Source organism: Cupriavidus sp. 01L415, from assembly GCF_056400065.1.
Genome location: NZ_JBFTSP010000034.1, coordinates 22,005 through 45,294 on the forward strand (window position 1 = coordinate 22,005; position 23,290 = coordinate 45,294).

A 23,290-nucleotide genomic window follows, 5' to 3' on the forward strand; every position below is an offset into this window, starting at 1 on the left:
TGCGTGTGGGGATGCGTGTGGGGATACGTGTGCGGATACGTGTGGGGTTGCGTAGAGGTAAAGCAGAAAAAAACCGGCGCCCCCACGGGAGGGAGGGGCGCCGGTCAAGGGAGGTGAGGAACGGTTTGTTAGTACGTGATATTCGGATTACCGGCGGCCAGGGCCTGCTCCCGATCGGCTGCGGGCGGATAGATCCACTGTGTATTGATCAACAGCTTGCGCTCCTTGCCCTCGGCGTGCGTCAGCTTGACCTGCCTGTCCCAGCCTTCGGTATAGACCGCGCCCCATGCGCCCAGATCAAGGCAGGTGGCGTAGAACGGCTGGCGGTATTCGATCGTCGGCAATCCCAGCAGATCGGCGGCAACGTTGTGGCCCGCGAATCGCCCCATGAACAGCGCGTGCTGGCACGACATGAGCGAGTAGTGGTCTTCGTCATCGGTGAGTGCCCGCACGACATCGCCGGCGCCGAACACATTCTTGGCGCCAATCACGCGAAGGTCGGGGGTCACGTCCAGGCGACCCTGGCGATCGAGCTGGGGCGAGATCTGCGACGTCAGGCTGCTGGCGACCATGCCGCCGGTCCAGATCACGGTGCCGGCGTCGATACGTTCCCCGGTGGCAGTGACCACGCCGGTGGCGTCGACGGAGACGACTCCCGCACCCACGCGGGTTTCGATGCCAAGGTGCTCCAGCGCCTCGAGAATGGCCGGGCGCGGACCGGGTCCGAGATCCGGGCCGATGGCGTCGGAACGTTCGATGACAACGATGCGCGGACGTACGCTGTTGCCGAGGATGGATCGGAGGCGCTCCGGCAGTTCCGTTGCCACCTCCAGCCCGGTGAAGCCGCCGCCGACCACCACGAAGGTATTGCGCGCGGCGGTGTCCGGCTGCGATGCCAGGCCTTCCAGATGCTTGCGCAGCTTGACGGCGTCATCGATCTGATCGACCGCGAATGCGTGCTCCGCCAGACCGGGAAGCGGCGGCCGGAACAGGCGGCTGCCGCTGGTCAGTACCAGGCGGTCGTAGCTGACGGACTGCTTCTCGCCGGCTGTCGTGGTGATCTCCACGCTATGGTCAGTGGGATGGATGCAATCGACCGTGCCTTCAATGAACTTGACATCAACGGCGTCCAGCAGCGGCAGGAACGGTACTGCCATGTTCTCGGGGCTCGCTTCGTGCAGACGGGGCCGTACGTGGAGTTCCGGTTTGGGCGAGACCAGGGTGATTTCCACGTTCGAGCTGGCGTGACTCTCCATATCGAGCACGCGCGCTGCACCCAGCGCCGACCATAGTCCGGCAAATCCGCCGCCGATAATCAGGATTCTTCGCGTCATAGCAGTTACCTCATGGGATTGGCTTGAAACTTCGATACTGTCGGCCTCCGGAGAGGCCGGCGGCTGGTTACTTCACTGGCGTCAGGATCGGCGCGCCCTTGTTCTTGATCAGAAGCACGATGAACTTGGCCGGCTTCGTGGTGCTGGCGTTTCGTCCGACGGTATGGATGTCGTTGGGGCCTTCGTGGAATGTGTCGCCCGGCTTGAGCACGACTTCCTTGCCACCCTTGACGCCCATGATGATGCTGCCTTCGAGCACGTAGATGAACCCGTGCGCGTCATGGCGATGCACTGGATCGACGGCACCGGGCGGATAGTCGACGGCGATCATCTGCACTTCCTTGCCGGGATACTCGGGCAAGGGCTCCGTCGTCAGCAGCGTGACGTTTGCCTCGGGCGCGGCCACGGCCGGCGCGGCGGTCATCAGGCACGACAGCGCGATGGCGGCGGCGGGAAAGAAAGTCTTCATGACGTTATTCCAGGTTGGCCTTGTCGAGCCCGAACGCCTTGTCCGACGAACCGGGCACCATCCGGAACGCCACGTTCAGGCGGTTCCAGCCGTTGATCGACATCACGAGGAAAGTGAGATCCGTCAGCTCTTTCTCGGAGAACTGGGTGCGAACGCGGTCATAGATCTCGTCCGGCACGCCGTGGGCGGGAATGTTGGTCAGGACTTCGGTCCACGCCAGCGCGGCGCGCTCACGCGGGGAGAACAGCGTCGACTCGCGCCAGATCGCGACATGGTGCAGGCGCAGTTCGCGCTCGCCATGGATCTTGGCCTGCTTGATGTGCATGTCGAGGCAGAACCCACAGCCATTGAGCTGCGAGGCGCGAATCTCGACGAGACCACGGATGGACTCCTCGATCGGGCCATTCTGGAGCAGCATGCTGAATTCCAGATACTTCTTGAACAACTCCGGGGATTGCTGAAGGTAGTTGAGGCGTTGTGTCATGTTCTCTCCTGATGAGCGGGCGGTCGTCGAATTGACAGGACCTGCGTTGGACGATTTGCCGCGGGAACCGCCTGGACAGAATCGTAGACGTCGACGCAGTGTGCCGGTAGTACCGCCAAGGTGCGCACTCTGTTGTCGCATCGGCACCAATCACGGAGCGATGGATGATCGCGTCATGACGTCGGTGCGAATGCCTGCGATTGGCGAGTCCTCGATACCGATTCGGTGCACGGAATCCACAAGACCGCGATGCGGTCGCGCCGCGGGGTCTCCCTTGCGGGCGGGCTTCAAGATGGGGAGTCAGCAGGGCGCAGTCGCTTTCCGAGCGAAGCCACCAGGAAAGCGTCGTGGGCGGGACGAGCAACGACCGTGCTCGCAAGAACACGGTCGCCTGTCTCGCCGACTTGGTCAGTCGGCAATCGTCACGATGCTGTGTATCCCTTGCCGGGCCATCTTTGCATTCGGACGTCAGTGTTCGGCATGGCGATCAAGTTCCTGGGCGGCATGCCGTCCGCCCTCCACGCTATGACTTTTGGGCCTGGGCAAGCCATGCATCAAGGGTGACGCGTCCCAGCCGGGCGATGCCTTCCGGTACGAGCGTGCCTTCCTGAAGGTCCGCGCCGAAATAGCGGGACGTGGGGTCCGCCACGACCGTCCGGGCATCGCCAATCCCCTTGAGGTAGCGTTGCACGAGGGTGCTCATCTGGAATCGTTCCGGCCCGGCGATCTCCACGATGCCGTTGACCGGCGCGGCTATGGCGGAATCGGCCACGGCGTGCGCGACGTCATCCGAGGCGATGGGCTGGATCAGCGCGGGAGAGAGCCGCACCGTGGTGTCGCCATCCGCGCCGGAATGCGCGATGCCGCCGAGGAACTCCAGAAACTGCGTCGAGCGGACGATCGTGTAGGGAATGCCAGCTTCGCGGATCAGCGCTTCCTGCGCGATCTTGGCGCGGAAGTAGCCGCTCTGCGCGAGCTTGTCGGTGCCCACCACGGACAGCGCGACATGGTGGCCAACACCCGCGGCTTCCTCGGCGGCTGCCAGGTTGCGGCCCGACGTCTCGAAGAAATTCAGGACGGCGGTGTCTTCGAAGGAAGGCGAGTTGGCGACATCGACCACCACCTGCGCGCCCGTGAGCGCTTCCGCCAGGCCTTCACCCGTCAGGGCGTTGACGCCCGTTTGTGGAGACGCCGCGACGACGTCATGCCCCTGCGCCGCAAGCCGCGCCACGACCTTCTTGCCAATGAGCCCGGTACCGCCGATAACCACGATCTTCATGATGCATCTCCGCTGTGGAAGGTGGAACAACACAGCGCCAATGCTAGGGAACAGCGCAACCGTGCACCAGACCGATGCGGGACGCACGGTGTTTCTCGTTTGGCACCAATCCGGGCGCTGTTGCGCGCGACAGGCAACCGGCTTGCCGTGGACGGCGGAGAAATGGGAGGTGGTTTGGCTGGGAAGGGTGCCTTCTAGCGGATGAGCCTTGCGCGGAATTCGCTGGGTGAGAGCCCAAAGTGGCGTTGAAAGGTCACCCGCATCCGTTCTTCGGTGCCAAAGCCGCACTCCTGGGCGATCTGGTCGACCGGTCGATGCGGGTCCTGGAGCAATCGCCGGGCCGCCTCCACCCGGAAGTGCTCGACGCCCTTGGCTGGCGTGCGGCCGGTCTTCTGCTTGTAAACCCGGGCGAAATTCCGTGGGCTCATCCCGACGTAATCGGCAAGCTGTTCGACGGAGAGTGCTTCCTTGGACAGGTTCTGGACGATCCAAAGGTGCAGGCTCTCGAAAACCGGCACCTGCCGGCTCTGCGTGATCAGGATCTCGCTCAACTGGGGCTGCGCGCCCGGCCGCTTCATGAACACGGCAAGTTCCTTTGCGGTGTTCAGGGCGATCTCATGACCGTAGTCGGCCTCCACCATGGCGAGTGCAAGATCGATGCCGGTCGTGACGCCGGCCGAGGTCCACAGGTTCCGTTGCTGCACGAAGATCGCTTCGGGGTCCAGGTCCACCGTGGGAAACAGGGCGCGAAACCGATCGTGCATGGCCCAGTGGGTCGTCGCGCGCAGGCCGTCCAGCAGGCCCGCGTACCCCAGCAGGAAGGCGCCGCTACAGACGGAGGCGACACGCCGCACCTTGCCCGATGTGGTGCGCAGCCAGTCGATCAACGCTGCGGAGTTCTGCGCCACCCGGATGATCTCCGGAGAGCCCGGGACAATGACGGTATCGATCATTCGCGTGTCGAAGGATTCGAGTGCCAGGGTCTGCATCGTGGTGCCTTCCACTGACGGCACGGCTCCGCCGGACACGCTGACGGTCAGGCAGCAATAGCCGGCCAGGCCGCGTGCGCGGGCGTAGTTCGAGGCCGCCCAGAACACGGTCTGCGGCCCCGCGAGATCGAGGAGGCTGACGTCCGGATATGCCACGAAAAGCACATTACGCGGCATGTCGTCAATGGTCCCTGAGGCGAGAGGGGTAGGAGTCGATGCCATGGCAAGGATCGGGAAAATCGGCCGATGGTATGTCATCCCCATATTCTGGCGCAAGGGCGTGTCCGCGCTGCATGGCGGCCGTCGTGCGCCGCATGCCAGAGATCGCCAGCGCGAGGGCCTGACTTTCCACGATGCCAAGGTAAGCACCGTTGCGCGTCACCACAAACGGGTCCGGGGAGGTGCGATGCCGCTCGCGCGCGAGTGCCCGGGCGAGCTCCGCCACGTTGGTATCGACAGAGAGTGTGTTCGGTGCGCGTGAAACAAACAGCATGCAGTTTTCCCGGCCAATCGACGCGCGATAGCACGGCAGCCGCACCACGTCGGCGATCAGGTTCCAGCAGATGATGCCGATCGGCATTTCGTCGGCCAGCACGGCGATCGCCGTGGCGGGGGGATGGTCCGCAAAGATCCGGAGGGCGTCGCCCAGGCATTGGGTGTGCCGGACGCCCGGGATGCGGCGCACGACGGCGTCGAGGAGGAATGCGCCATCGAAGCCGCGCGTCGGTTTCACATGCAGAGTGCTTTCACTCATCGCCGCACCGCAGGCATGGCGTTGTGCCGATGTGCTGACAGATCGAGGTCGTGAGCTATCTTCATGGGTCTGGGCGTGCGCGATGCGCGGTAACGAACCGGACGCAAGTGTAGAGAGGCCCACTGCGAGGGACAAGACGGCTTGCGTCGCGGCGGCGTTTCCACTTACGCACCAATCGCCGCCCAGGGGCTGCGCGGCGCGCCATGAGGCGCTGGCGGTCTGGCAGAAAATCTGGGATCACTGTCATTTACGGCGCAAAAGGCTCTCACTAAGATCGGAGCGGGTCGGCAAGTGTAGGGTTCGCGGCCGGCATTAACTCGAATGTGGGATTCTTGAATGAGCAATGCAGTTCGCGTCGCGGTGATCTATCACAGCGGCTATGGCCACACGCGCAAACAGGCGGAAGCCGTGTGTAACGGTGCAGCAAGCGTATCGGGGGTGGAGAGCCTCCTGATCCCGGTGGAGGACATCGGCGCGCATTGGGCCGGCCTGGAATCGGCCGACGCGATCATCTTCGGCACCCCGACTTACATGGGCAGCGCCTCGGCGCAGTTCAAGGCATTCATGGATGCGTCGTCGCGGACGGTGTTTGCGACGGGCGCGTGGAAGGACAAGATCGCGGCCGGTTTCACCAACGCGGCGTCGCGCTCCGGTGACAAGCTGAACACGTTGCAGCAGCTGTCGATCTTTGCCGCGCAACTGGGGATGCACTGGGTCAACCTTGGCCTGCCGCCCGGACACAACAGCTCGACCTCGCACGAGGACACCTTGAACCGCCACAGCTATTTCCTCGGTGCGGCGGCCCAGTCCGACGCGGACACCAGCGCCGACGCCGGTGCAACGCCCGCCGATCTCAGGACGTCAGCCCACCTTGGCGCGCGGGTTGCCGCGGTGGCGCTGCAAATGGCGGCCGGGCGCGCGGCGCTGGCGCAGCACGCCCAGGCGGCATAGCGATGCGCGGCGCGGAAGACGCGGCATCGCTATCCGTCGCCAGCGAAGCATTCGAATCGGAAGCTGCGCGGCGTGAGTTGGTGCATGCTAACCGGCTTGCCTTGCTTGGCAGGTCCGTCGCGACAATCGTGCATGAAGCGCTGCAGCCCGTCGCCTCGGTGGCGACGCGGGGTCAGGCCGCGCTGCGATGGCTGAGGCGGGACTCACCGGACGTGCCGGCGGCCATCGTGGCGCTGGAGGCGCTCGTCGAGAATGCGCTGCGCGCGGGCGCGGTGCTGACCGAAGTCAGGTCGATGGCATCGCCGACGGCAAAGCCACGGCAGCCTCTGTCGATCCTCACGATGCTGCGCGACACCCTTCAATGGCTCGACCAGGAGCTCCGGCAGAACCAGGTCACGGTATGGGTGGATGCGCCCGGTGACGACGTGTTCGTCTTGGGCGAGCGGGTGCCCCTCCAGCAGGTGCTGGCAAACCTGGTGATCAACGGCATCGAGGCCATGACGGGCAATGCAGCCGCGACGCGGCATCTGTCCATCGACCTGTCGGTCGAAGGATCGCACGCGGTGATCGCCGTCAGCGATTCGGGTTGCGGCTTCGATGCCGCAGCCGCATCGCGCCTGTTCGATGCGTTCTACACGACCAAGCGCGACGGCATGGGAATCGGATTGGCGACTTGCCGCCGCATCGTGACGGACCATGAAGGCAGCCTCGCGGCCGAGCGCCGGCCGGAAGGCGGCGCCCGGTTCGTGGTCCGCCTGCCGTGCATGACGGCGCGTCACGCCGCGTGCTGCGCCGCCGCGAGGTAGCTGTGGATCTGCGTGACGACCGCCGCGCCTTCGCCAACCGCGGTGGCGACGCGTTTGGTCGAACCCGATCTGACATCGCCAATCGCAAAGACGCCGGGTATGCGGGTTTCCAGGGCGTGTGTCGACGATTCGGCATGCCGGCCTGTGAGCACGAAGCCTTTTTCGTCCACGCCAATCTCGCAGTCGCCCAGCCACGCGGTATTGGGCTCCGCACCGGTGAACAGGAAGACATGCTGAATCTGCATCATCCTTTGCGTACCCGTATCGCGATGACGCAGCGCGACGGCCGTCAGATTCGCTTCGCCCATCAACGCGACCAACTCTGTGCGGGCGTGGACGGTGATGTTGGGCTGCGCGGCAATGCGGTCGATCAGATACCGCGACATGGTCTGCTCCAGACCCGGTCCGCGAATCACGATATGAACATGTGCGGCCTGGGTGCCCAGGAAGACAGCGGCCTGCCCGGCGGAGTTTCCGCCACCCACCAGCACCACTTCCTGCTTCGCGCACAGCTTGCCTTCCACCGGCGACGCCCAGTAGTAGATGCCCCGGCCCTCGAATTCCGACCGACGGGGAATCGGCGGGCGACGGTAAGCCGCGCCGCTCGCGATGATCACCGTACGCGACTGGATCGTCTCGCCGTCCCGGGTCCGCAGGTGATGCACCGCGCCGCACTCAAGCTGCGTGATCTCGACGGGAATCGCGAAGTACGCACCGAACTTCTGCGCTTGCGCAAAGGCGTTGGAGGCCAGCGCATGGCCCGAGATGCCCGCGGGAAACCCCAGGTAGTTCTCGATGCGGGCGCTGGCGCCGGCCTGGCCGCCGGGAGACAGCGCATCGAGAACGATCACGCGCAGGCCTTCCGATGCCGCATAAACGGCGGCAGCCAGACCCGCAGGGCCCGCGCCGATGATCGCGACGTCATAGACCTGGTCGCCATCGAGTTCGGGTAGCAGGCCAAGGCAGGCAATCAGCTGCGCGGTATCCGGGCGCCGCAGGATGGATCCGTTTTGGCAAATCACCAGGGGCAGATCGACTTGGCTCGAATCGAATTTGCGAAGCACGCTGGCCGCATCGTCGTCGGTGTCGATGTCGAGGACCGAATGGGGATAGTTGTTGCGTCGCAGGAAAGCCTGCAGTTCAAGCATTCTGGGCTCGCTGCCATGGCCGACCAGCGCCGGGCCGCGCCCGCGCTGAATCAGTGCCGCGCGGCGCAGGATCAGCGCCTGCATGATCACCTCGCCCAGCGTGGCTTCCGCCACCACCAGCGCCCGCAGGCGCTCCGGGGGCACCACCACGGCGCGGACATCCTCCATCGCAATGCCGTCCACGAGCTCGGGCTTGCCGGAAAGCTGTCCGATCTCGGCAAGGAAGTTTCCCGCGCGATGCTCGACGATCAGCGTGCTGTCGCGAATGCCGTCGCGCTGCACCACGCGGATGCGCCCCTCGATCACCAGAATCAGGCCGCGGGCTGGGTCGCCGGTGCGCACCACGAGTTCGCCGGCACGCCATGTGCTCTCGGTGCCGAAGGCGGAAACCCGTGCGATGTCGGCGGCATCCAGGTGCGGATACATCTGCTGCCGTTGCAACGCCACGGCCGGTGCGACAGGCGTGTTGCCGGAGGCACCGTCCTGCGTGCGAGGGTCGGATGGGGAGTGGGGCGGATGTCCGGCGGCGAGGGTTTCCATGGCTTCGAAAAACGGTGATGTTCGTGCGACGCAGCGTAGCAGTCCCCGTCCCGCAGCTCACTCATGCGCAAGGAGGTATCGCTAGCACTTAGGTATGGCTGCGGACGGCAAGGCCGACTGCAGGAAAAAGCGCCGGAATCACCCGAATCGCCGGGAGCGTGTGAGAGCGGTCTGTCGGGCATCGCCGCAGCGCGCACGACGCCCGGTCGTGTATGAAAATGAGCGGAAAACATCAGATATGAATCAAGCTGACGCATCGCAAGGTGGATTTCGCCTCAGTTTGCCGAATCGCGCCGACGCGCTGTCCACTAGCTTTGCCGCGAGCTACGCGGGCATCATGGCATTCATGGCGGTTGCCAGTGAAGGGAGCTTTGCCAAGGCCGGCGAGCGCCTGGGCATCGGCCGCTCGGCGGTGAGCCGGAACGTCCAGAAGCTCGAGGCGCAATTGAGTACCCGGTTGTTCCTGCGCACCACGCGCACCACGCAGCTGACCCGGGAAGGACAACGCTTCTACGATAACTGCCACCTGGGCGTGACGCATATCGTGGAGGCCATGAACGACATGCTGGAGCTTCGCCAAGGGCCGCCACGCGGCATGCTCCGCATCAGCGCGACGGTGGGCTTCGGCAGGAAGGTTGTCGCCCCGTTGCTGTCGGACTTCGTGGCGGCCTACCCTGAAATCGGCGTCGATCTGCTGCTGGACGACCGGCTGACCGATTTCGCGTCCGAGCAGATCGACGTGGCGTTTCGCAATGGCCGCATCGAGGATTCCAGCATCATTGCCAAGCAGTTGATTCCGATGCAGATGGCGCTTTGCGCCGCGCCCTCCTATGTGAAGGCGCGCGGACTACCGCATACGCTGGAGGACCTGAGCCTGCACGAGTGCATCAATTTCCGCTTTGCAAGTGGCAGGGTGTTCGAATGGGAGTTCAAGGTCGATGGACACCTGCGCAAGTACCTTCCGGCGGCGCGTCTGACCTTCAACGATTCAGAACTGGTCTTGCGGGCGGTGCTGCAGGGGCATGGCATTGCACAGTTGCCCGCCTATCTGGTCTGCGACCACATCGCGGCCGAGGAACTCGTGATGGCCCTGGCGCGGCATGCGCCCGACGACCGTGGTCATTACATTTGCTACCTTAGCCGGCAGCACCTGCCGGCCCGTATCCGCGTCTTCATCGATTTCATGACGGAGAAAATCCGCGCCGGCAATCTGCAGTGCCTGAGCGATTTCTATAGTGAGGCGCCGGTAGCGGAAATGGCCGCCTGAATCCGAGTCCGGTGTCGTCGACGCGTTATTTCACAGGCACCAGAACCGGCGCGTCCTTGTCCTTCAGCAACAGCACCAGGAACTTCGCCGGCTTGGTCTTGCTGGCGTTGCGGCCGACCACATGGACATCGTCCGGCCCTTCGTAGAAGGTTTGCCCCGGCTTCAGGGTCACCTCCTTGCCACCCTTCACCTGCATGACGACCGTGCCTTCCAGCACGTAGATGAAACCGTGCGCGTTGTGACGATGGACCGGGTCCGCGCCACCGGGCGGGTAGGTGACGGTGATCATCAGCGCTTCCTTGCCCGGATAGTCTGCCAGTATCTGGGTCATCAGCGGCGTGACCGAGATCTCGGGTGCCGCCATCGCCGGCTGGGCAAGCGGGACGCATGCCAGCAGGAGCGTCAGGAGGGTGCGTTTTGTCAGGGCAGGCATGGGCGGTCCTCCGCAGGCGTGCGTGGATGATCCGACAGCGATGGATACCGCCGTCGCCGTGTGTTTCATCATAGGTGGAACAAGGCCGCGTGGCGACCTTGCGCAGAGGAAGACCTGGATCACGGATGGAGCCCCACGCGCCGGCATAGGGGAGGCAATGTGCAGACATTTGACGCGCCGTGGTGCGGCACCAGCCGCATCGCCCTGCGCTTTGCGGCCGCCGGTGGCCATTGCCTGGCTATCGACCTGTTCTCCGGAAGTCATGGCGTCGAACACGTCGTCACGCCGGATGAGACGGTGATGGAGCGCCGCAGCGATATGAAGCAGGACGATCGCGAACAGCAGGAATGGCGCTGGTGGTGCGCGGCCTGATGAACAAGCAGATCGCCGCCGAAATGGGCCTGAGCGAGATCACCGTGAGGATCCATCGCGGGCAGGCGATGAAGAAGATGGGTTCGCGATCCCTGGCGGATTTCGTGCTCAAGGCCGAAGCGCTTGGCGTGACCTCAGGACTTTCCTCCTAAGCGGCGCGATTCACACGCCGGAACAAGCCTGCATGGCGAAATCATGCATGCCGCACAGCGTCAGCACGATGCCGAAGGCAGTGCGCAGCGCCGCGACGGGATCGCGCAGGCAGCGACGGACCTGGCCACTGTAGCTGCAGCCCGTCAGGCACCACATGCAAAGATGCTCGCAGTTATTCGTCAGCAGGCGATAGCGGCATTCCCCAATCCGTGACCGCGCGCGCCGGATCGTCTCCATGGCGCCAAACCGAGGCCGCGTGGGAAGCATCCAGAGCGTGTGCCCGGCCGCGAAGCGCGACAGCGGGATCTCTTCCACCGGGCCAAAGCGCCACGCGCTGACCAGGCCTGCGTAGTGCACGACCTTGCCGCCGCCGACATAGATGCCATGATGCCAATAGCCCCCGCGCGCGATCGCCAGATGTGCTGCGAGCGGCGGCTCTTGCTCGACTGGCAGCAGGTCAAGGTGACGGTCATGTCCGTGGGTGGTGCACACGGTGGAGAGGCGTGGGTCCATGACAGATCTCGGCGGTATGCGTGCGACGGGAGAACGGGCGGATGCCTTAGAACGGCGCCCACATGGCGACAGCGGTGGCCATCGCGCAGGTGGTGGCGCACAGCCCGAGCCAGGCCATGAACAGCAAAAGCTGGCGGCGGGATTCACGCGAGTCGTGCGAGTCACGCGTGTCGTGCGTATGGCCTCGCAAGTTGATCCGGGGGAAGTAAGGGGTATTGCTGTTCATGACGGCCTCGCACTGTTGGGCGGACGTTCGGAGGATCGCGATGGATCTGTTGCCGGGTGGCGTGCATTCATGCCACCCGGGCACTTGCTTCAGACCCGGGAGGCGCCATCGTCGCCAGGGGTCGCCGACACGCCGTTCAGGTCGCGTCCGGCGATGCGCAGGCTGGCGGGTTGCGACGCATCGCGGGTCTTGTCGTGCGCGCCGTCCAGGAAGACGTCGTGTTGGCCCAGGCGGGCGCCATCGGTATAGACATCTCGCGCCGAATTGACGTTGAAGTTGTAGCCATAGCGGTCGCCGACTTCGGGGCTGGTGCGCGGGCCGGCCGCGTGGGCCAACTGGGCGCCGAGCGCGCTGGCGGCGATCAGGGTGGTGGCGAAGAGGCGTTGGGTACGTGAGCTCATGATCATTCTCCTGGTGTGAGGACGAGGTCTTTGCGGGATGTTCTTGCGCTGACCTGTTCCGGGTGGGGCGGGGCGGATAGTGCCGCTCACCTTGGTTACCAGAGTAGGTTTGACGCCTGCCGGGCGCAGTTGTACGTGAGGTCTTCGCCGCTAGCGCATTCGTAGCAGGGACTCATCCTTTGGTTTAATCAGACGCATACCCGTAGCCAACGCGACGCCGGGATGTGATCGATAAAGCCGTCAGGTGGTGCGCGGCGCGGCCATGCGCCGACACGGGTCCGGCGCGGGGCGCTTGCGCGCCGGCAAGTCGATAGCGGTGGCTGCGGTGCGACCTGCCGATGCCTAGGACGGACGCGAGCCCCGACGGACGTCGTCCGGTCGGGGCTCAGGCTTCGGAGGCGGTATGGAGCGTGTCAGCGGGGAATCAGGCTTCGACAGCGGTGTGGAGCATGTCAGCCAGGATCATGGCATCCGCATTGCGCGGCTTCGGGCGGCAAGCGCGCGGCTTGTAGATGGCGTCACCGGGGGCGATGGCGCGCCCGCTCATCGCGCAAAGACCCGCGGAACGCGCCACGGCCTGGCTCCATTCCTGGTCTCCATAGCAGCCGCGCGTGGCATCGCGCCAGGCGATCACGACGGTCCCGGGGCCGGGGCGATCGATGATGGTGATCGACGCGGCGTGGTGCTCGCTCCCGGACCCTGGCGTAGTCGGCGCGCTGCGCGAAGCCTGATCAGCCTGACGCGTCGACGCGATCATGTTGATTCCAACATACCTCCCGATGGACGGTTCTGTTAGTCGATAGCAAGGAGTTTGGTAATGACGACGTTGAAACTACGAGATGGTAGGCAACTGTTCTACAAGGATTGGGGCGTCGGTCAACCGGTGGTTTTCTCGCACGGGTGGCCGCTGAATGCCGACGCGTGGGATGCCTAGATGCTATACCTGGCCGAACGCGGTTATCGCGTGATTGCGCACGACAGGCGCGGTCACGGTCGATCGGATCAGCCATGGAACGGTAACGACATGGATTTCTATGCCGATGACCTGGCTGAACTGATTCAGTTTCTCGATCTGAAGGGAGCCGTCCTGGTGGGGCATTCGACGGGGGGAGGCGAGGTGGCGCGTTACATCGGCCGGCATGGAACCGCGCGCGTGAGAAAGGCCGTACTGATCGCCGCGGTGCCGCCGTTGATGTTGAAAACGCCGGAAAATCCGAAAGACCTGCCGCTCTCGGTCTTCGATGAAATCCGCAAGGGCGTCGTCGATAATCGGTCCCAGTTCTTCAAGGATCTGGCGACGCCGTTCTTCGGCTTCAATCGGGATGGCGCGACACCCTCCCAGGGGACAATCGACTGGTTCTGGTATGCGGGGATGCAATGCTCGATCAAGGGCGCCTACGACTGCATCAAGGCATTCTCGGAAACGGACTTTACCGAGGATCTCAGGAAAATGGACGTCCCGACCCTTGTGTTGCAAGGCGACGCAGACCAGATCGTTCCGATCGAGGACTCGGGCAAGCTATCGGCCAGGATCGTCCCGGATGGCGCCCTGAAGGTCTACCCGGGCGCGCCGCATGGCATGTGTACGACCCATGCCAGCCAGGTCAATGCCGACCTTCTCGCGTTTATCCAGAAATAAGCCTGATGCTGCAAGACCGTCGCGGCAGGCGTCAGACACGCCTGTTCTGCGACGGCGAAGGGTACCGACCGCAGCCGCATTATTTCTCGGCTTTCCCGTGCATGACCATAATGGTCTGTTGCATTAGGGCGCACAGCGTTTCCTTACCGTCCTTGACAGCGAAGACCTCTGCCTGGGTCACAATCAACGTCCTTCCCGGGCGAACAACCTTGCCCCTGGCGATCAGCAAGTCGCCGTCCGCTGGTGCGACAAGGTTCATCTTGTATTCGACGGTCAGTACGGAAGCACTGGCTGGCACCACGGTCATTGCCGCATAACCAGCGGCCGAGTCCGCGATCATTCCCACCACGCCGCCATGTACAAAGCCATGCTGCTGCTCAATGCCGTCCCAGTGTGGCACATGGATTTCGGTGCGCCCGTGCTCGACGACCGGCAAGGTTGCCCGAATCAGATGCATGGCACTTTGTCGGTCGAAACTGGCACTGACATAGTCGACAAAGTCCGGATTGGAAAAACGAGTCATCGCACCTCCAGGCTCGATGGGAAATGGAGAATGGGTTTTCGCATTGTGGCACGGGAGTGCCCGCAGGCGATTTGGCGCAATGACGCGGTGCGGGATTCTCCCAACTAAAAGATAAAAGATTCCGGATTCGCCGGCGGTATCGGCCTGCCACTACAATACCGTCTGACGTGAACAGGCTGCCCCGGCTGCCCTGCCGCAGGATGCCGCTCGACCGATGCTGTGAGGATCTATGTTCAAAGACATGTTCCGCATCGTGGATGGACCGAATGGAGAGCATCAGCTCTATGTCCATACTGACAGTCTCCTTTTGGCAATCTTGCTTGTCACTGCGCTGCTATTGGCGATTGTGCTGGCGAGCGTCGTCTGTTACTACATTACCCGCACGATTCTTCTGTGGGCCGTCGGCCGGCTCGCGCGTGGCGAGCATCGTAAATGGCTGCGCGCGGCCGCGCAGCGCAAGGTATTCCATCGGCTTGCGCCGATTGTGCCGGCCTACATCATCTATCTCTCGGCGCCGCTTCTGAAAGGGATCTCGTTCCCGGTCATATCCGTCATGGGCACGCCGGTCGCAGCGCTCGCGGCATGCTTCATCGTATTCGCGGCGCTACGGGCGGCCTTTGCCTTTCTCGCCAGTATCGAAGACCGCTACGGCCATTTTCCGCACGCGAGCGAGCGGCCGATCAAGAGCTTCCTGCAGATCGCCACGATCGTCCTGTATCTCGTGGCCTTTATTGCGATCGTGTCGCTGCTGCTGGATCGTTCTCCAACTTACTTTCTCACGGGCGTGAGCGCGATGACTGCGCTGCTCATTATCGTGTTTCGGGATTCGCTGCTGGGTTTCGTCGCGAGTATCCAGCTGGCTGCGTATGACATGCTGCGGATTGGCGACTGGATCGAGGTGCCCGGGTATGTTGCCGACGGCGTGGTTGTCGACATTTCGCTCAATACCATCAAGGTGCAGAACTTCGACAAGACAATCGTGACCTTGCCGAGTTATGTGCTATTGACCAACGGCGTCAAGAACTGGCGGGGCATGGTGGAATCGGGAGGGCGACGCGTGAGGCACGCCATTCCACTCGATGCGGACAGCGTCAGGTTTTCGGATGACAAGCTGCTTGACGACCTGACGCACTGCAAGGAATTGCTGATGCCGGTCAGTGCGGTGTGGAATGGTCAGCGGCTGACCAACCTGGGCATGCTGCGCATGTATATGGTCGGCTATTTCCGCCAGCACCCGGCGGTGCGGAGCGATATGCCCTTGGTGGTCCGGCATATGCAATCGACCAGCCAGGGTTTGCCGCTCGAGGTCCTTCTGTTTATCAATGACACGCAGTGGGAATCGTACGAGCAAATTCAATCGGACCTGTTCGATCACGTCTACGGCGTGCTGCCCGTATTCGGCTTGCGCGTTTGGCAGAAGCGCTAGCGCAAGTCACGGTGCGGCGCGCCGGGGCGGAGATCCGGGGCAGAGATCCGGGCCGGTTCATCGGACGCATCCGCGAATGCCAAGTGCCCTGACTTCGGGGGGATGAGTCCCATCCCCCGGGGTGCAGGCGTGCGGTGATGCTCCCCTGAACCCTTGTGCGGCCTGTTACAGGCTGCGGTTTATCTACTGCGGCCGCGCAGGATGCGCGACTGGTTCATTCGCCGATGTGGCGCGTCAGGCGATGCTGGACAAGGTGCGGGCGCCATCGGAATAGGCATCCACGTTGCGCGCGCCGTCCGTGTAGGGGCTGCGCGGTTCCTGCACCGAGCGGGCACCGTCGGTATAGGGGCTACGCGGCTCCTGCACGGAGCGGGCGCCGTCGGTAAACGGGTCGCGGGCACCGTTGTGGCCCAGTCCGGCGGCCTGCGCACCGGCAGCGGCGGCGGCGAGGGCGAGGGCGAATACAAATCGCTTGGCGATGTTGCAGGTCATGATGAATTTCCTTAAAAGGTTGTGGTGTGAAAAGTGCTCCAGAGGGCGCCTTGTCGATGCGCGCCACCGTGTACGGGATGTATTTAAGTCGAGCGATGTATCGCGCCCGTAGTCCGAGAGCGCCATTCGTGTCAGGGCGCGTATCGGTGTGGCTGCGGGATACAAACGCGTACAAAAATCATGCGGAAAGAGCAGCGGCGGAGTGCCTGTCGCATTGGATGGGCACGGCGAAGGAGCAAGTCAGGTACCCGGACAACCCCTCGTTTTCGGCATTCCTGCCGAAAACGAGGGGCGGCACGGCGCGGCTGGTCCGACGCGTCAGGGCGAATGCGAACCAGCCACGCCGCCCATCACTTACGTGCGGACGCTCAGCGCGACGTCGATGTTGCCGCGCGTGGCCTTCGAGTACGGGCACATTTCGTCGGCAGCGTGCGCGATCTTCTCGGCGACGTCTTGCGCCACGCCCGGCAGGGTGAGCTGGATCCGGGCCTGCAGGAAGTACTCGTTACCGGTCATGCCCAGATCCACCTCGATATCGACGGCCGCGTCGTGCGGAACCTGTACCTTGGCCGACTTGGCAGCCAGCCCGACGGCGGCGGTGTAGCAAGCCGACCATGCGCCTGCGAACAGTTGCTCCGCGGTCGGGTGCGACTGAACGGCGTCGAAGGAGTATTCCGGGCTGTTGGCGTTGCCGGGCGTCGTGAGATGGATATCGAGTTGCTCGTGCGAAGCGCCGTCCTGGCGGCTCGCAGTCGTGTGGGTCTTGCCGGTGAACAGAACTTTCTGGATCTTGGACATGGAGGGTTTCCTTGTGGTTTGGAGGGGTGTCTTTAAGATCGGACACGATTCAATCGCATGCGATGGAAAGCATGATGGTTCACGGACGAACCGAAGTCAAGGAGTTTTTTCGCGGCGCCCCCAGATCGCGGTGAGGCGCCTGATGTGACGTCCTCCATACCGGCGTGGCGTTGCCTGCCCGCGTGGCATGGCGGTTACGATTAGCTCGCATCCGATGTATGCTGTCTTGATCAACGGACTTCGCCCAGCGAGAGGGATACCAATGAAATCGACAGCGAAGCGGGCCGATCCCGCAGACGTGAAACTAGCCGACTTCCTGTGCTTTGCGGTCTACTCGACCAACCTGGCATTCGGCAAGCTCTACCGGCCGATCCTCGATGAACTCGGCCTCACCTACACCCAGTACGTCACGATCATTGCGCTGTGGGAGCAGGACGATCAAACCGTCGGCGGGCTCGGGGAGACGCTCTTTCTGGAATCGAATACGCTCACGCCGATCCTCAAGAAGCTCGAGGCGATGGGCTATGTCGAGCGCGTGCGCGACCCGGCCAACGAACGCCAGGTGCGGGTCAGCCTGACGAAGAGTGGGCGGCGCCTGCGTGAGAAGGCGTTCAGTGTCAGCCTGATGGATGCCTGCGGCCTCACGCCACAGGGATTTTCGAAGCTGCAGAAGGAGATCGTCACGCTGCGCGACAACCTCGTGAAGTCTGTGCGCAGCGAGGCGTGAACCGAAGCGGTCCTGGCCAGACGCACGGCCGCAGACAGCACGAGTGGTAAAGCACGACGAGTGTGGCAACCCCGGCAGCGACGCCGGGAATTTCTCCAGGCGCCTGCTTAGTCAGGCTTGATGCCCGCTCGCGCCACAATCGGTTTCCAGCGTTGCTGTTCCTGCGCGATGAACCGGGCGAATTCCTCCGGCGTGCTGCCTGCCACGAGGGCGGCGTCCGCGCTCAGCCGTTCGACCGACGACGGGCTGCGGATCGCCTTGACCGTCGCGTCGCCAAGCTTGGCCGCAGCGGCGGGCGGCAGCGATGCGGGCGCGAGCAGCCCGTACCATTGCGTCATCTCGAAGCCCGCATAGCCTTGCTCCGCCACGGTTGGCACGTCCGGCAACTGCGGAATGCGCTGGGCGGTACCGGTCGCGATACAACGCACCTTGCCCGTCTTGATGAACTGAATGATCGCCGGAGCGCCCACGGCCGCCGCATCGAGTCGCCCGGAGAGAAGATCGGTGATCTGCGGACCGCTGCCGCGATAGGGCACGTGCGTAATGAAAGTGCCCGTCGTGGCCTTGAGATACTCGAATGCCAGATGGCCGGCGCTGCCGTTGCCGGCGGAGCCATAGTTCAGCTTGCCCGGCTTGCTCTTGGCAAGTGCCACGAATTCCTTCAGGTTCTTCGCCGGCACGTCCGGATGAACCACGTACAGGCTGGGCACCTTGGAGAGCAGCGAGATCGCGCGGAAATCCTTGACCGGGTCGTAGGGGAGCTTGGGGAAAATGTAGGGATTGACGGCCAGCGTGCCGATATGGCCCAGGATCAGCGTGTGATTGTCATCCGCGCGTGCCACTTCCCCCATGGCGATATTGCCTGCGCCGCCCGGCTTGTTCTCCACGAACACCGACACGCCCAGCAACTTCGTCAGTTCGGCGGCCGTCGACCGCGCCACGATCTCGGAACTGCCGCCGGGTGCAAAGGGTACGACCAGCCGAATCGGCTTGCTCGGCCAGGCCTGGGCACGGACCAGCGACGGCGCCAGCGCACTGGCGCCCAGTGCGGCCGTGTATTTCAGCATGTCACGGCGGTTGGGGTTGAACGGGGTCATGATCGTCTCCGGGAGTTGTGGTGTGGCGATAGGTGTGGCAATGGCGATGCGGGACGCATCATTCAGGCTTGACGTTGCCGTCCTTGATGACCTTGCCCCACAGTTTTGTCTGGGTGTCGATGTAGCGCGCGGCCTCGGCAGGCGGGGCGGCTACCACCTCGCCGCCCAGTTCGGTCACGCGCTGCCTGATCTCAGGGCTGTTCATGACCTTCTGCAAGGCGTCGGACAGCTTGGCGACGATGGCCTCCGGCGTCGCCGCGGGAAGAAACGCCGCGTTCCATTCATAGACCTCGTAGCCCGCCACGCCGGCCTCCTGCATGGTGGGCACGGCGGGCAGCGCGGCCGTGCGCGTGTGGCTGGTGACGGCCAGCGGCTTCAGCTTGCCGGCCTTGATGTGCTGCAGGCTGGAGGCCACGTTGGCAAAGAAGAGCGGCACCTGTCCGGCGATGACGTCGGTCATGGCCGGGCCGCCACCTTTGTACGGCACGTGCAGCAGGTCCACGCCGGCGCGCTGCTCGAACAGCACCCCCGACAGATGCTGTGCGGAGCCATTGCCGGAAGACGCAAACGCGATGGAACCCGGCTTCTGCTTCGCCATGGCGAGAACGTCCTTGACGTTGCCGGCCGGGAAGGCGGACGTGGCGACCAGCACATTGGGATAGCGCGCCAGCACGCCGATCGCCTTGAAGGCCTTGCCGGGGTCGTAGGGCAGGCGTGGATAGAGGCTGGGATTGACCGCGTAGGAGGACGCATCGACCATCAGCGTGTAGCCGTCGGGCGCCGCCTTGGCGACATAGGCCGCGCCGATTTGTCCGCCGGCCCCCGGGCGGTTCTCCACGATGACCGATTGCCCCAGCTCGCGTCCCAGGCCTGGCGCGATCAGCCGGGCCATCAGATCCGCGCCGCCGCCTGGCGGGTAGGTCACCACGATGGTGATGGTTCGCGTCGGCCACTGGGCTGCGGACTCGGCGGCCTGCGCGAGGGCGGGTTGCAGCACGAGGCTCGCCACACCGGCAGCCGCCGCCATTGTTTTCAGGGAATGCATGAGGTTATCTCCGTGGATCCTGTCCGGTTATCGAAGGTCGGCGGTATAGCGGAATGCGAAGGCGTCGCCGCGAGTCAGTCGGTATTCGACGCAGTTTCCCTGGAGGTCGAAGGCCTGCCGTGTGACCAGCGCGCAAGGGTGCCCATCGGGCAAATCGAGCCGCTTCGCCTCGTCGGTGGCGAGCAGGCGGAAGGTCACCTCGTCGACCGCGCGATGGACGGTGATGCCGCATTGGCGGGCCAGCAGCGGATAGAGCAGCTCGCCCCACTCCGCCACGGGCAGGGCTTGCAGCGCCTCGCAACGCGGCAGCGGCAGCCAGATGGACTCGAGCAGGCGCGGCCGCTCATCCAGCCAGCGGCGCCGCGAGATCGCCAGGCCCCGCGCGCCGGCCGCCAGCCCGAACCTCGCCGCCAGGCCCTTGTCGAGCCGTACACTGCGACATGACAGGATTTCCGAGCGCGGGATGACCGTCGCGCCCGCCTGGGCGGGATCCGTATGGGCCGCATCCGCATCGCTATCAGACCGGAAGCGGAAGAACCGCATCATGCTGGCCCCGGCGAGGCCCGTGCGCACGAAGGTCCCTTTGCCTTGCACGCGTTCCAGCAAGCCGTCCTGGACCAGCACGGCAATGGCCTGCCGGATCGTCCCGAGCGCGATGCCGAATTCACTGGCCAGGGTGCTTTCCGCCGGGATCGCCTTGCCGGGCGACCAGGTGCCTGACACGATCTTCTGCTGCAATTGCGCCGCAATCTGGCCGTAGCGACTCAGCCCGGCAGGGGTTGATGGCGCCTGAAGCAAGTCGTTGTCGCGCATCTGGACTCCGTGTTAGATTCAGCTCCTATAGAGGACTAGATTACCCGGTGAGGCCGCCGTTGCCATATCCGGGCTTACCCGCAGCAGGGAAAGGGGCCGACCATGACTCAGAAAGCACCACCGGTGGTGGATTGCCACTTCCACGTGTTCGATGCGGACGTCGCCGTGGCGTCGGCGCGCTACCGGCCGCCGTACGCGGCGCGCCTGGAGGACTGGCGCGGCTTTGCCGCCTCGATCGGTGACGCCTATGGCGTGGTGGTCCAGACCAGCTTCCTCGGTACGGACAATTCGGCGCTGCTTGCCGCACTGGGCTCCATGCCGGAGCGGCTGAGAGGCGTCGCCGTGGTGGATCCGACGGTTGACGATGCGGAACTGGCCACCCTGCACGACGCAGGCGTCAGGGGTATCCGGCTGAACCTGTATGGGGATGCCGACTGGCAGCGCATTGGCACCGCACCCTGGCGCACGCTGTTTGCAAGGATTGGCACGCTGGGGTGGCACGTCGAGCTGCACACCGGCAATGGCGAGGGCGCCGCCGTACTGGCGACACTCGATACGGCACTGGGCCGGCTCCCGGTGCCGGTCGTGCTGGACCACTTTGGCCGGCCGGGCGCCGTCGGCATTGACGATGCAGTGTTTGACATGGCCGAGGCAGTGCAACAGCGCCGGCAGGTATGGGTGAAGATCAGCGCACCGTACCGGCTCCCCGCAGGGCTGGACTGGCAGATGATCGCGGAGAAGTGGGTGGAGGTCGCAGGCCAGGACCGGCTGATCCTCGGGAGCGACTGGCCGTGGACCAACCATGAGTCATCCAGGCGCGCGAACGAGTGCCGGGCGCTCTTCAGTTGGCCGGACGCGCAGCGCGCGGACCACCGGGCCACGCCATGCGGCACGTTTGCCGATGCCTTGCGATGGGAGAACGCGGCCGTTCTTTACGGATTCCGCATCGGGCGGCGCTGACGGCCAGCAGCGGCGCATGTCGGCGCGTGTCGCGTCGAACGCGTGAAGCGATGGATGCGTTCCACACCAGGGTCAATTCGAGCGACATGCCTATCATGGAAGCAGTGGCAGCATGCGGACGAGGCTCGACCTTGTCGATTACCTTGCGGCGCCGCAGCAAACGTCGTCAGTAGCAATCCGGAGCGCTCGCTGAGCCCGCGGGAACTCGAGGTGGTTCGGCTCTACGTCAACGGTATGACGATGACGGAAGTGGCGCGCCACCCGCATTGCAGCGTGAATACCGTCAGCACGCAGAAGGGCAGCGCCATGCGCGAGCTGGGACTGTCGAGGGATGCCGCGCTGTTCGACTATGCAGTGGAGCACGGCATGCGCGGCTAGGAGGTCGCCTCGAAAAGATCCCCTGACACAACTATGCTGTCATGGCACAGGCAAGGAGGCCATATGTCGTCAGATTCCCGCGTTGGGTGCGCAGTGCGTGGCGGCGTCGTCGCCATCGGCATGGCGAGTCTTGTGGTTTCCTGTGCGTCGATCAACACGACGGCGCCGCCTGAACTCCGGCCCGCCGATGCAGGACGGACGGTGGCCGTCATGCACGCGATCGGGGTGCAGATCTACGTGTGCAAGCGGGCGCCGGATGGTCGCTTGCTGTGGACGTTCAAGGCGCCCGAGGCAACCCTGCGCGATGAGGCCACCAGAGTGGTCATCAAGCACTACGCCGGGCCGACCTGGGAAGCGCCGGACGGCAGCAAGGTGACCGGCAAGGTGTTGCAGCAAGCGGCCAATACACGAGATCCGAATAGCATTCCGCTCTTGCTATTGCAGGCAACGAGCACTGGCGGCGCGGGCTTGTTCAGGTCTGTGCGCTACGTGCAGCGCTTGAATACGCAAGGCGGCCTGGCGCTCCCGCCGACGTGCACGCAGGAGGGGCAGGAAGATCGCATGCCCTATCAGGCCGACTACGTATTTATCGAATAGCCCCGGGCTGCGCGCTCACGCGGATATCGGCGGCATCGTCTGTTGCATCGATTCCCGCTGGTTGAAGGCTGCAAACCACTGCGCGAGCCTGGGCGCTTCCGTCCGCCAGTTCCTTTCCGCAAACCGAAAATCCAGATAGCCCAGCGCACACGCGATGGCGATATGCCCCAGTGTGACGGGCGCAACGGACAGCGATGCCGCATCGTCATCGAGCATGGCCAGCGTGGCGACGGATTTCGCATCCCACGCCGCCAGGATCTCCGGCGATTGTTGTGCCGCCGGGCGCAACCGCTCGTTCCGCCACAGCACCAGCAGATCGGTCAGCCCGTGCCCCATCCCATGCCAGCGCAGCGCCTGCAATCGCGCGGTGCGGTCGGCGGGGGCCAGCGCGGAGTCGCTCGCCAGGTGTTCGCAGATCAGCGTGGAGTCCGTCAGCACGCTGCCATCCGCCAGCATCAGCGTCGGGATCTTGTTCAGGGGATTGGCGCGCATGACGCCGCCGTTGCATCCGGTCATGGCGACGACGGCATCGATCCGATGGACGTCCGCGGCCAGACCGAGCTCATGCAGGGTCACCATGACACGCCGCACGAACGGCGAGCGCGGCGACCAATAGAGGTTCATCCGGCCAGCGACCGGTTCCGGCGACGAGGTGGGGGGCGTCATTGTCGGCATG

The 23,290-nt window shown here is 64.2% G+C and carries 28 protein-coding genes and 2 pseudogenes; 11 read left to right on the forward strand and 19 right to left on the reverse strand.

Going from position 1 to position 23,290, the window contains the following annotated elements; translation table 11 throughout:
* Positions 1-128: 128 nt before the first annotated feature.
* The 6 genes from AC1DOX_RS27375 to AC1DOX_RS27400 form a co-directional block, all read right to left on the reverse strand.
* Positions 129-1,334: an NAD(P)/FAD-dependent oxidoreductase gene (locus AC1DOX_RS27375; RefSeq protein WP_441622912.1), complete on the reverse strand. Its 1,206-nt coding sequence runs from the start codon at positions 1,332-1,334 to the stop codon at positions 129-131.
* Positions 1,335-1,401: 67 nt separating this feature from the next.
* Positions 1,402-1,803, reverse strand: a complete 402-nt coding sequence (locus tag AC1DOX_RS27380) for a cupin domain-containing protein (RefSeq protein ID WP_441622914.1) — start codon at positions 1,801-1,803, stop codon at positions 1,402-1,404.
* A gap of 4 nt (positions 1,804-1,807) precedes the next feature.
* Entirely contained in the window at positions 1,808-2,287 is a 480-nt protein-coding gene (locus tag AC1DOX_RS27385) for a carboxymuconolactone decarboxylase family protein (protein ID WP_092137650.1), read from the reverse strand.
* A gap of 523 nt (positions 2,288-2,810) precedes the next feature.
* Positions 2,811-3,566 (reverse strand): SDR family oxidoreductase, encoded by a 756-nt coding sequence (locus tag AC1DOX_RS27390; RefSeq protein WP_441622917.1) that lies wholly within the window; start codon positions 3,564-3,566, stop codon positions 2,811-2,813.
* A 194-nt stretch (positions 3,567-3,760) separates the two neighbouring features.
* Positions 3,761-4,831, reverse strand: a complete 1,071-nt coding sequence (locus tag AC1DOX_RS27395; protein WP_477101600.1) for a GlxA family transcriptional regulator — start codon at positions 4,829-4,831, stop codon at positions 3,761-3,763.
* Positions 4,737-5,444, reverse strand: a complete 708-nt coding sequence (locus AC1DOX_RS27400; protein ID WP_441622921.1) for a CBS domain-containing protein — start codon at positions 5,442-5,444, stop codon at positions 4,737-4,739. The genes AC1DOX_RS27395 and AC1DOX_RS27400 overlap by 95 nt, the downstream gene beginning before the upstream one ends.
* Before the next feature lie 201 nt (positions 5,445-5,645).
* Here AC1DOX_RS27400 and AC1DOX_RS27405 point away from each other — a divergent pair, with 201 nt between their 5' ends.
* Positions 5,646-6,260, forward strand: coding sequence for a flavodoxin family protein (locus AC1DOX_RS27405; protein WP_441622923.1), 615 nt, complete (start codon positions 5,646-5,648; stop codon positions 6,258-6,260).
* A 128-nt stretch (positions 6,261-6,388) separates the two neighbouring features.
* The gene (locus AC1DOX_RS27410) at positions 6,389-7,066 is read left to right on the forward strand and encodes a sensor histidine kinase (RefSeq protein WP_441622925.1); all 678 of its coding nucleotides are present in this window, start codon (positions 6,389-6,391) and stop codon (positions 7,064-7,066) included.
* On the opposite strand, the gene AC1DOX_RS27415 is transcribed toward AC1DOX_RS27410, so the two are convergent.
* Positions 7,036-8,754 carry an FAD-dependent oxidoreductase gene (locus tag AC1DOX_RS27415; protein WP_441622927.1) on the reverse strand — a complete coding sequence of 573 codons (1,719 nt, stop codon included), beginning with the start codon at positions 8,752-8,754 and terminating at the stop codon, positions 7,036-7,038. The two genes, AC1DOX_RS27410 and AC1DOX_RS27415, sit on opposite strands and share 31 nt — an antisense overlap.
* Before the next feature lie 238 nt (positions 8,755-8,992).
* On the opposite strand from AC1DOX_RS27415, the gene AC1DOX_RS27420 reads away from it, so the two are divergent.
* A complete protein-coding gene (locus AC1DOX_RS27420; protein WP_441622985.1) occupies positions 8,993-10,021 on the forward strand; it encodes a LysR family transcriptional regulator in 1,029 nt (342 codons plus the stop codon).
* Between the two features lie 25 nt (positions 10,022-10,046).
* Here the strand turns inward: AC1DOX_RS27420 and AC1DOX_RS27425 are convergent, their stop codons facing one another.
* Positions 10,047-10,454 carry a cupin domain-containing protein gene (locus AC1DOX_RS27425; RefSeq protein WP_441622929.1) on the reverse strand — a complete coding sequence of 136 codons (408 nt, stop codon included), beginning with the start codon at positions 10,452-10,454 and terminating at the stop codon, positions 10,047-10,049.
* A 159-nt stretch (positions 10,455-10,613) separates the two neighbouring features.
* Here AC1DOX_RS27425 and AC1DOX_RS27430 point away from each other — a divergent pair, with 159 nt between their 5' ends.
* On the forward strand, positions 10,614-10,826 hold the full coding sequence (locus AC1DOX_RS27430) for a hypothetical protein (protein ID WP_441622931.1): 213 nt from the start codon (positions 10,614-10,616) through the stop codon (positions 10,824-10,826).
* Positions 10,802-10,978 (forward strand): annotated as a pseudogene (locus AC1DOX_RS27435) (LuxR C-terminal-related transcriptional regulator); the annotation flags it as partial. The gene AC1DOX_RS27430 and the pseudogene AC1DOX_RS27435, both read left to right, overlap by 25 nt.
* 10 nt (positions 10,979-10,988) lie before the next feature.
* Here AC1DOX_RS27435 and AC1DOX_RS27440 read toward each other — a convergent pair.
* From AC1DOX_RS27440 to AC1DOX_RS27455, 4 genes are all read right to left on the reverse strand, one after another.
* The gene (locus AC1DOX_RS27440) at positions 10,989-11,492 is read right to left on the reverse strand and encodes a lecithin retinol acyltransferase family protein (RefSeq protein ID WP_441622933.1); all 504 of its coding nucleotides are present in this window, start codon (positions 11,490-11,492) and stop codon (positions 10,989-10,991) included.
* Between the two features lie 46 nt (positions 11,493-11,538).
* Positions 11,539-11,718, reverse strand: coding sequence for a hypothetical protein (locus AC1DOX_RS27445; protein ID WP_441622935.1), 180 nt, complete (start codon positions 11,716-11,718; stop codon positions 11,539-11,541).
* Between the two features lie 89 nt (positions 11,719-11,807).
* The gene (locus AC1DOX_RS27450; RefSeq protein WP_441622937.1) at positions 11,808-12,119 is read right to left on the reverse strand and encodes a hypothetical protein; all 312 of its coding nucleotides are present in this window, start codon (positions 12,117-12,119) and stop codon (positions 11,808-11,810) included.
* Between the two features lie 424 nt (positions 12,120-12,543).
* Positions 12,544-12,876: a DUF3331 domain-containing protein gene (locus AC1DOX_RS27455; protein WP_441622939.1), complete on the reverse strand. Its 333-nt coding sequence runs from the start codon at positions 12,874-12,876 to the stop codon at positions 12,544-12,546.
* Positions 12,877-12,936: 60 nt separating this feature from the next.
* Between AC1DOX_RS27455 and AC1DOX_RS27460 the strand changes: the two are divergent.
* A pseudogene (locus tag AC1DOX_RS27460) lies at positions 12,937-13,758 on the forward strand (alpha/beta fold hydrolase).
* Between the two features lie 79 nt (positions 13,759-13,837).
* Here the strand turns inward: AC1DOX_RS27460 and AC1DOX_RS27465 are convergent.
* Entirely contained in the window at positions 13,838-14,281 is a 444-nt protein-coding gene (locus AC1DOX_RS27465; protein ID WP_441622941.1) for a PaaI family thioesterase, read from the reverse strand.
* A 241-nt stretch (positions 14,282-14,522) separates the two neighbouring features.
* Between AC1DOX_RS27465 and AC1DOX_RS27470 the strand changes: the two genes are divergently transcribed.
* Complete coding sequence (locus tag AC1DOX_RS27470) at positions 14,523-15,707, forward strand: mechanosensitive ion channel family protein (RefSeq protein ID WP_477101601.1); 1,185 nt, start codon at positions 14,523-14,525, stop codon at positions 15,705-15,707.
* Between the two features lie 234 nt (positions 15,708-15,941).
* Here the strand turns inward: AC1DOX_RS27470 and AC1DOX_RS27475 are convergent, their stop codons facing one another.
* Complete coding sequence (locus AC1DOX_RS27475; protein WP_441622945.1) at positions 15,942-16,199, reverse strand: hydroxyquinol 1,2-dioxygenase; 258 nt, start codon at positions 16,197-16,199, stop codon at positions 15,942-15,944.
* A 354-nt stretch (positions 16,200-16,553) separates the two neighbouring features.
* Positions 16,554-16,997: an Ohr family peroxiredoxin gene (locus AC1DOX_RS27480; protein ID WP_441622947.1), complete on the reverse strand. Its 444-nt coding sequence runs from the start codon at positions 16,995-16,997 to the stop codon at positions 16,554-16,556.
* Between the two features lie 262 nt (positions 16,998-17,259).
* On the opposite strand from AC1DOX_RS27480, the gene AC1DOX_RS27485 reads away from it, so the two are divergent.
* A complete protein-coding gene (locus AC1DOX_RS27485) occupies positions 17,260-17,724 on the forward strand; it encodes a MarR family winged helix-turn-helix transcriptional regulator (RefSeq protein WP_441622949.1) in 465 nt (154 codons plus the stop codon).
* 107 nt (positions 17,725-17,831) lie between these two features.
* On the opposite strand, the gene AC1DOX_RS27490 is transcribed toward AC1DOX_RS27485, so the two are convergent.
* The 3 genes from AC1DOX_RS27490 to AC1DOX_RS27500 are packed head-to-tail and all read right to left on the reverse strand — an operon-like array spanning position 17,832 to position 20,679.
* Positions 17,832-18,821 (reverse strand): Bug family tripartite tricarboxylate transporter substrate binding protein, encoded by a 990-nt coding sequence (locus tag AC1DOX_RS27490; protein ID WP_441622951.1) that lies wholly within the window; start codon positions 18,819-18,821, stop codon positions 17,832-17,834.
* A gap of 58 nt (positions 18,822-18,879) precedes the next feature.
* Positions 18,880-19,866 (reverse strand): tripartite tricarboxylate transporter substrate binding protein, encoded by a 987-nt coding sequence (locus AC1DOX_RS27495; RefSeq protein WP_441622953.1) that lies wholly within the window; start codon positions 19,864-19,866, stop codon positions 18,880-18,882.
* Positions 19,867-19,893: 27 nt separating this feature from the next.
* Positions 19,894-20,679: a GntR family transcriptional regulator gene (locus tag AC1DOX_RS27500; protein ID WP_441622955.1), complete on the reverse strand. Its 786-nt coding sequence runs from the start codon at positions 20,677-20,679 to the stop codon at positions 19,894-19,896.
* A 102-nt stretch (positions 20,680-20,781) separates the two neighbouring features.
* Between AC1DOX_RS27500 and AC1DOX_RS27505 the strand changes: the two genes are divergently transcribed.
* The 3 genes from AC1DOX_RS27505 (at position 20,782) to AC1DOX_RS27515 (ending at position 22,614) form a co-directional block, all read left to right on the forward strand.
* Positions 20,782-21,639, forward strand: coding sequence for an amidohydrolase family protein (locus tag AC1DOX_RS27505; RefSeq protein ID WP_441622957.1), 858 nt, complete (start codon positions 20,782-20,784; stop codon positions 21,637-21,639).
* Between the two features lie 54 nt (positions 21,640-21,693).
* Positions 21,694-22,017, forward strand: coding sequence for a response regulator transcription factor (locus AC1DOX_RS27510; RefSeq protein WP_441622959.1), 324 nt, complete (start codon positions 21,694-21,696; stop codon positions 22,015-22,017).
* Between the two features lie 63 nt (positions 22,018-22,080).
* Positions 22,081-22,614: a DUF3455 domain-containing protein gene (locus AC1DOX_RS27515; protein WP_441622961.1), complete on the forward strand. Its 534-nt coding sequence runs from the start codon at positions 22,081-22,083 to the stop codon at positions 22,612-22,614.
* Between the two features lie 15 nt (positions 22,615-22,629).
* Here the strand turns inward: AC1DOX_RS27515 and AC1DOX_RS27520 are convergent, their stop codons facing one another.
* Positions 22,630-23,289: a glutathione S-transferase family protein gene (locus AC1DOX_RS27520; RefSeq protein ID WP_441622963.1), complete on the reverse strand. Its 660-nt coding sequence runs from the start codon at positions 23,287-23,289 to the stop codon at positions 22,630-22,632.
* Position 23,290: the final 1 nt, after the last annotated feature.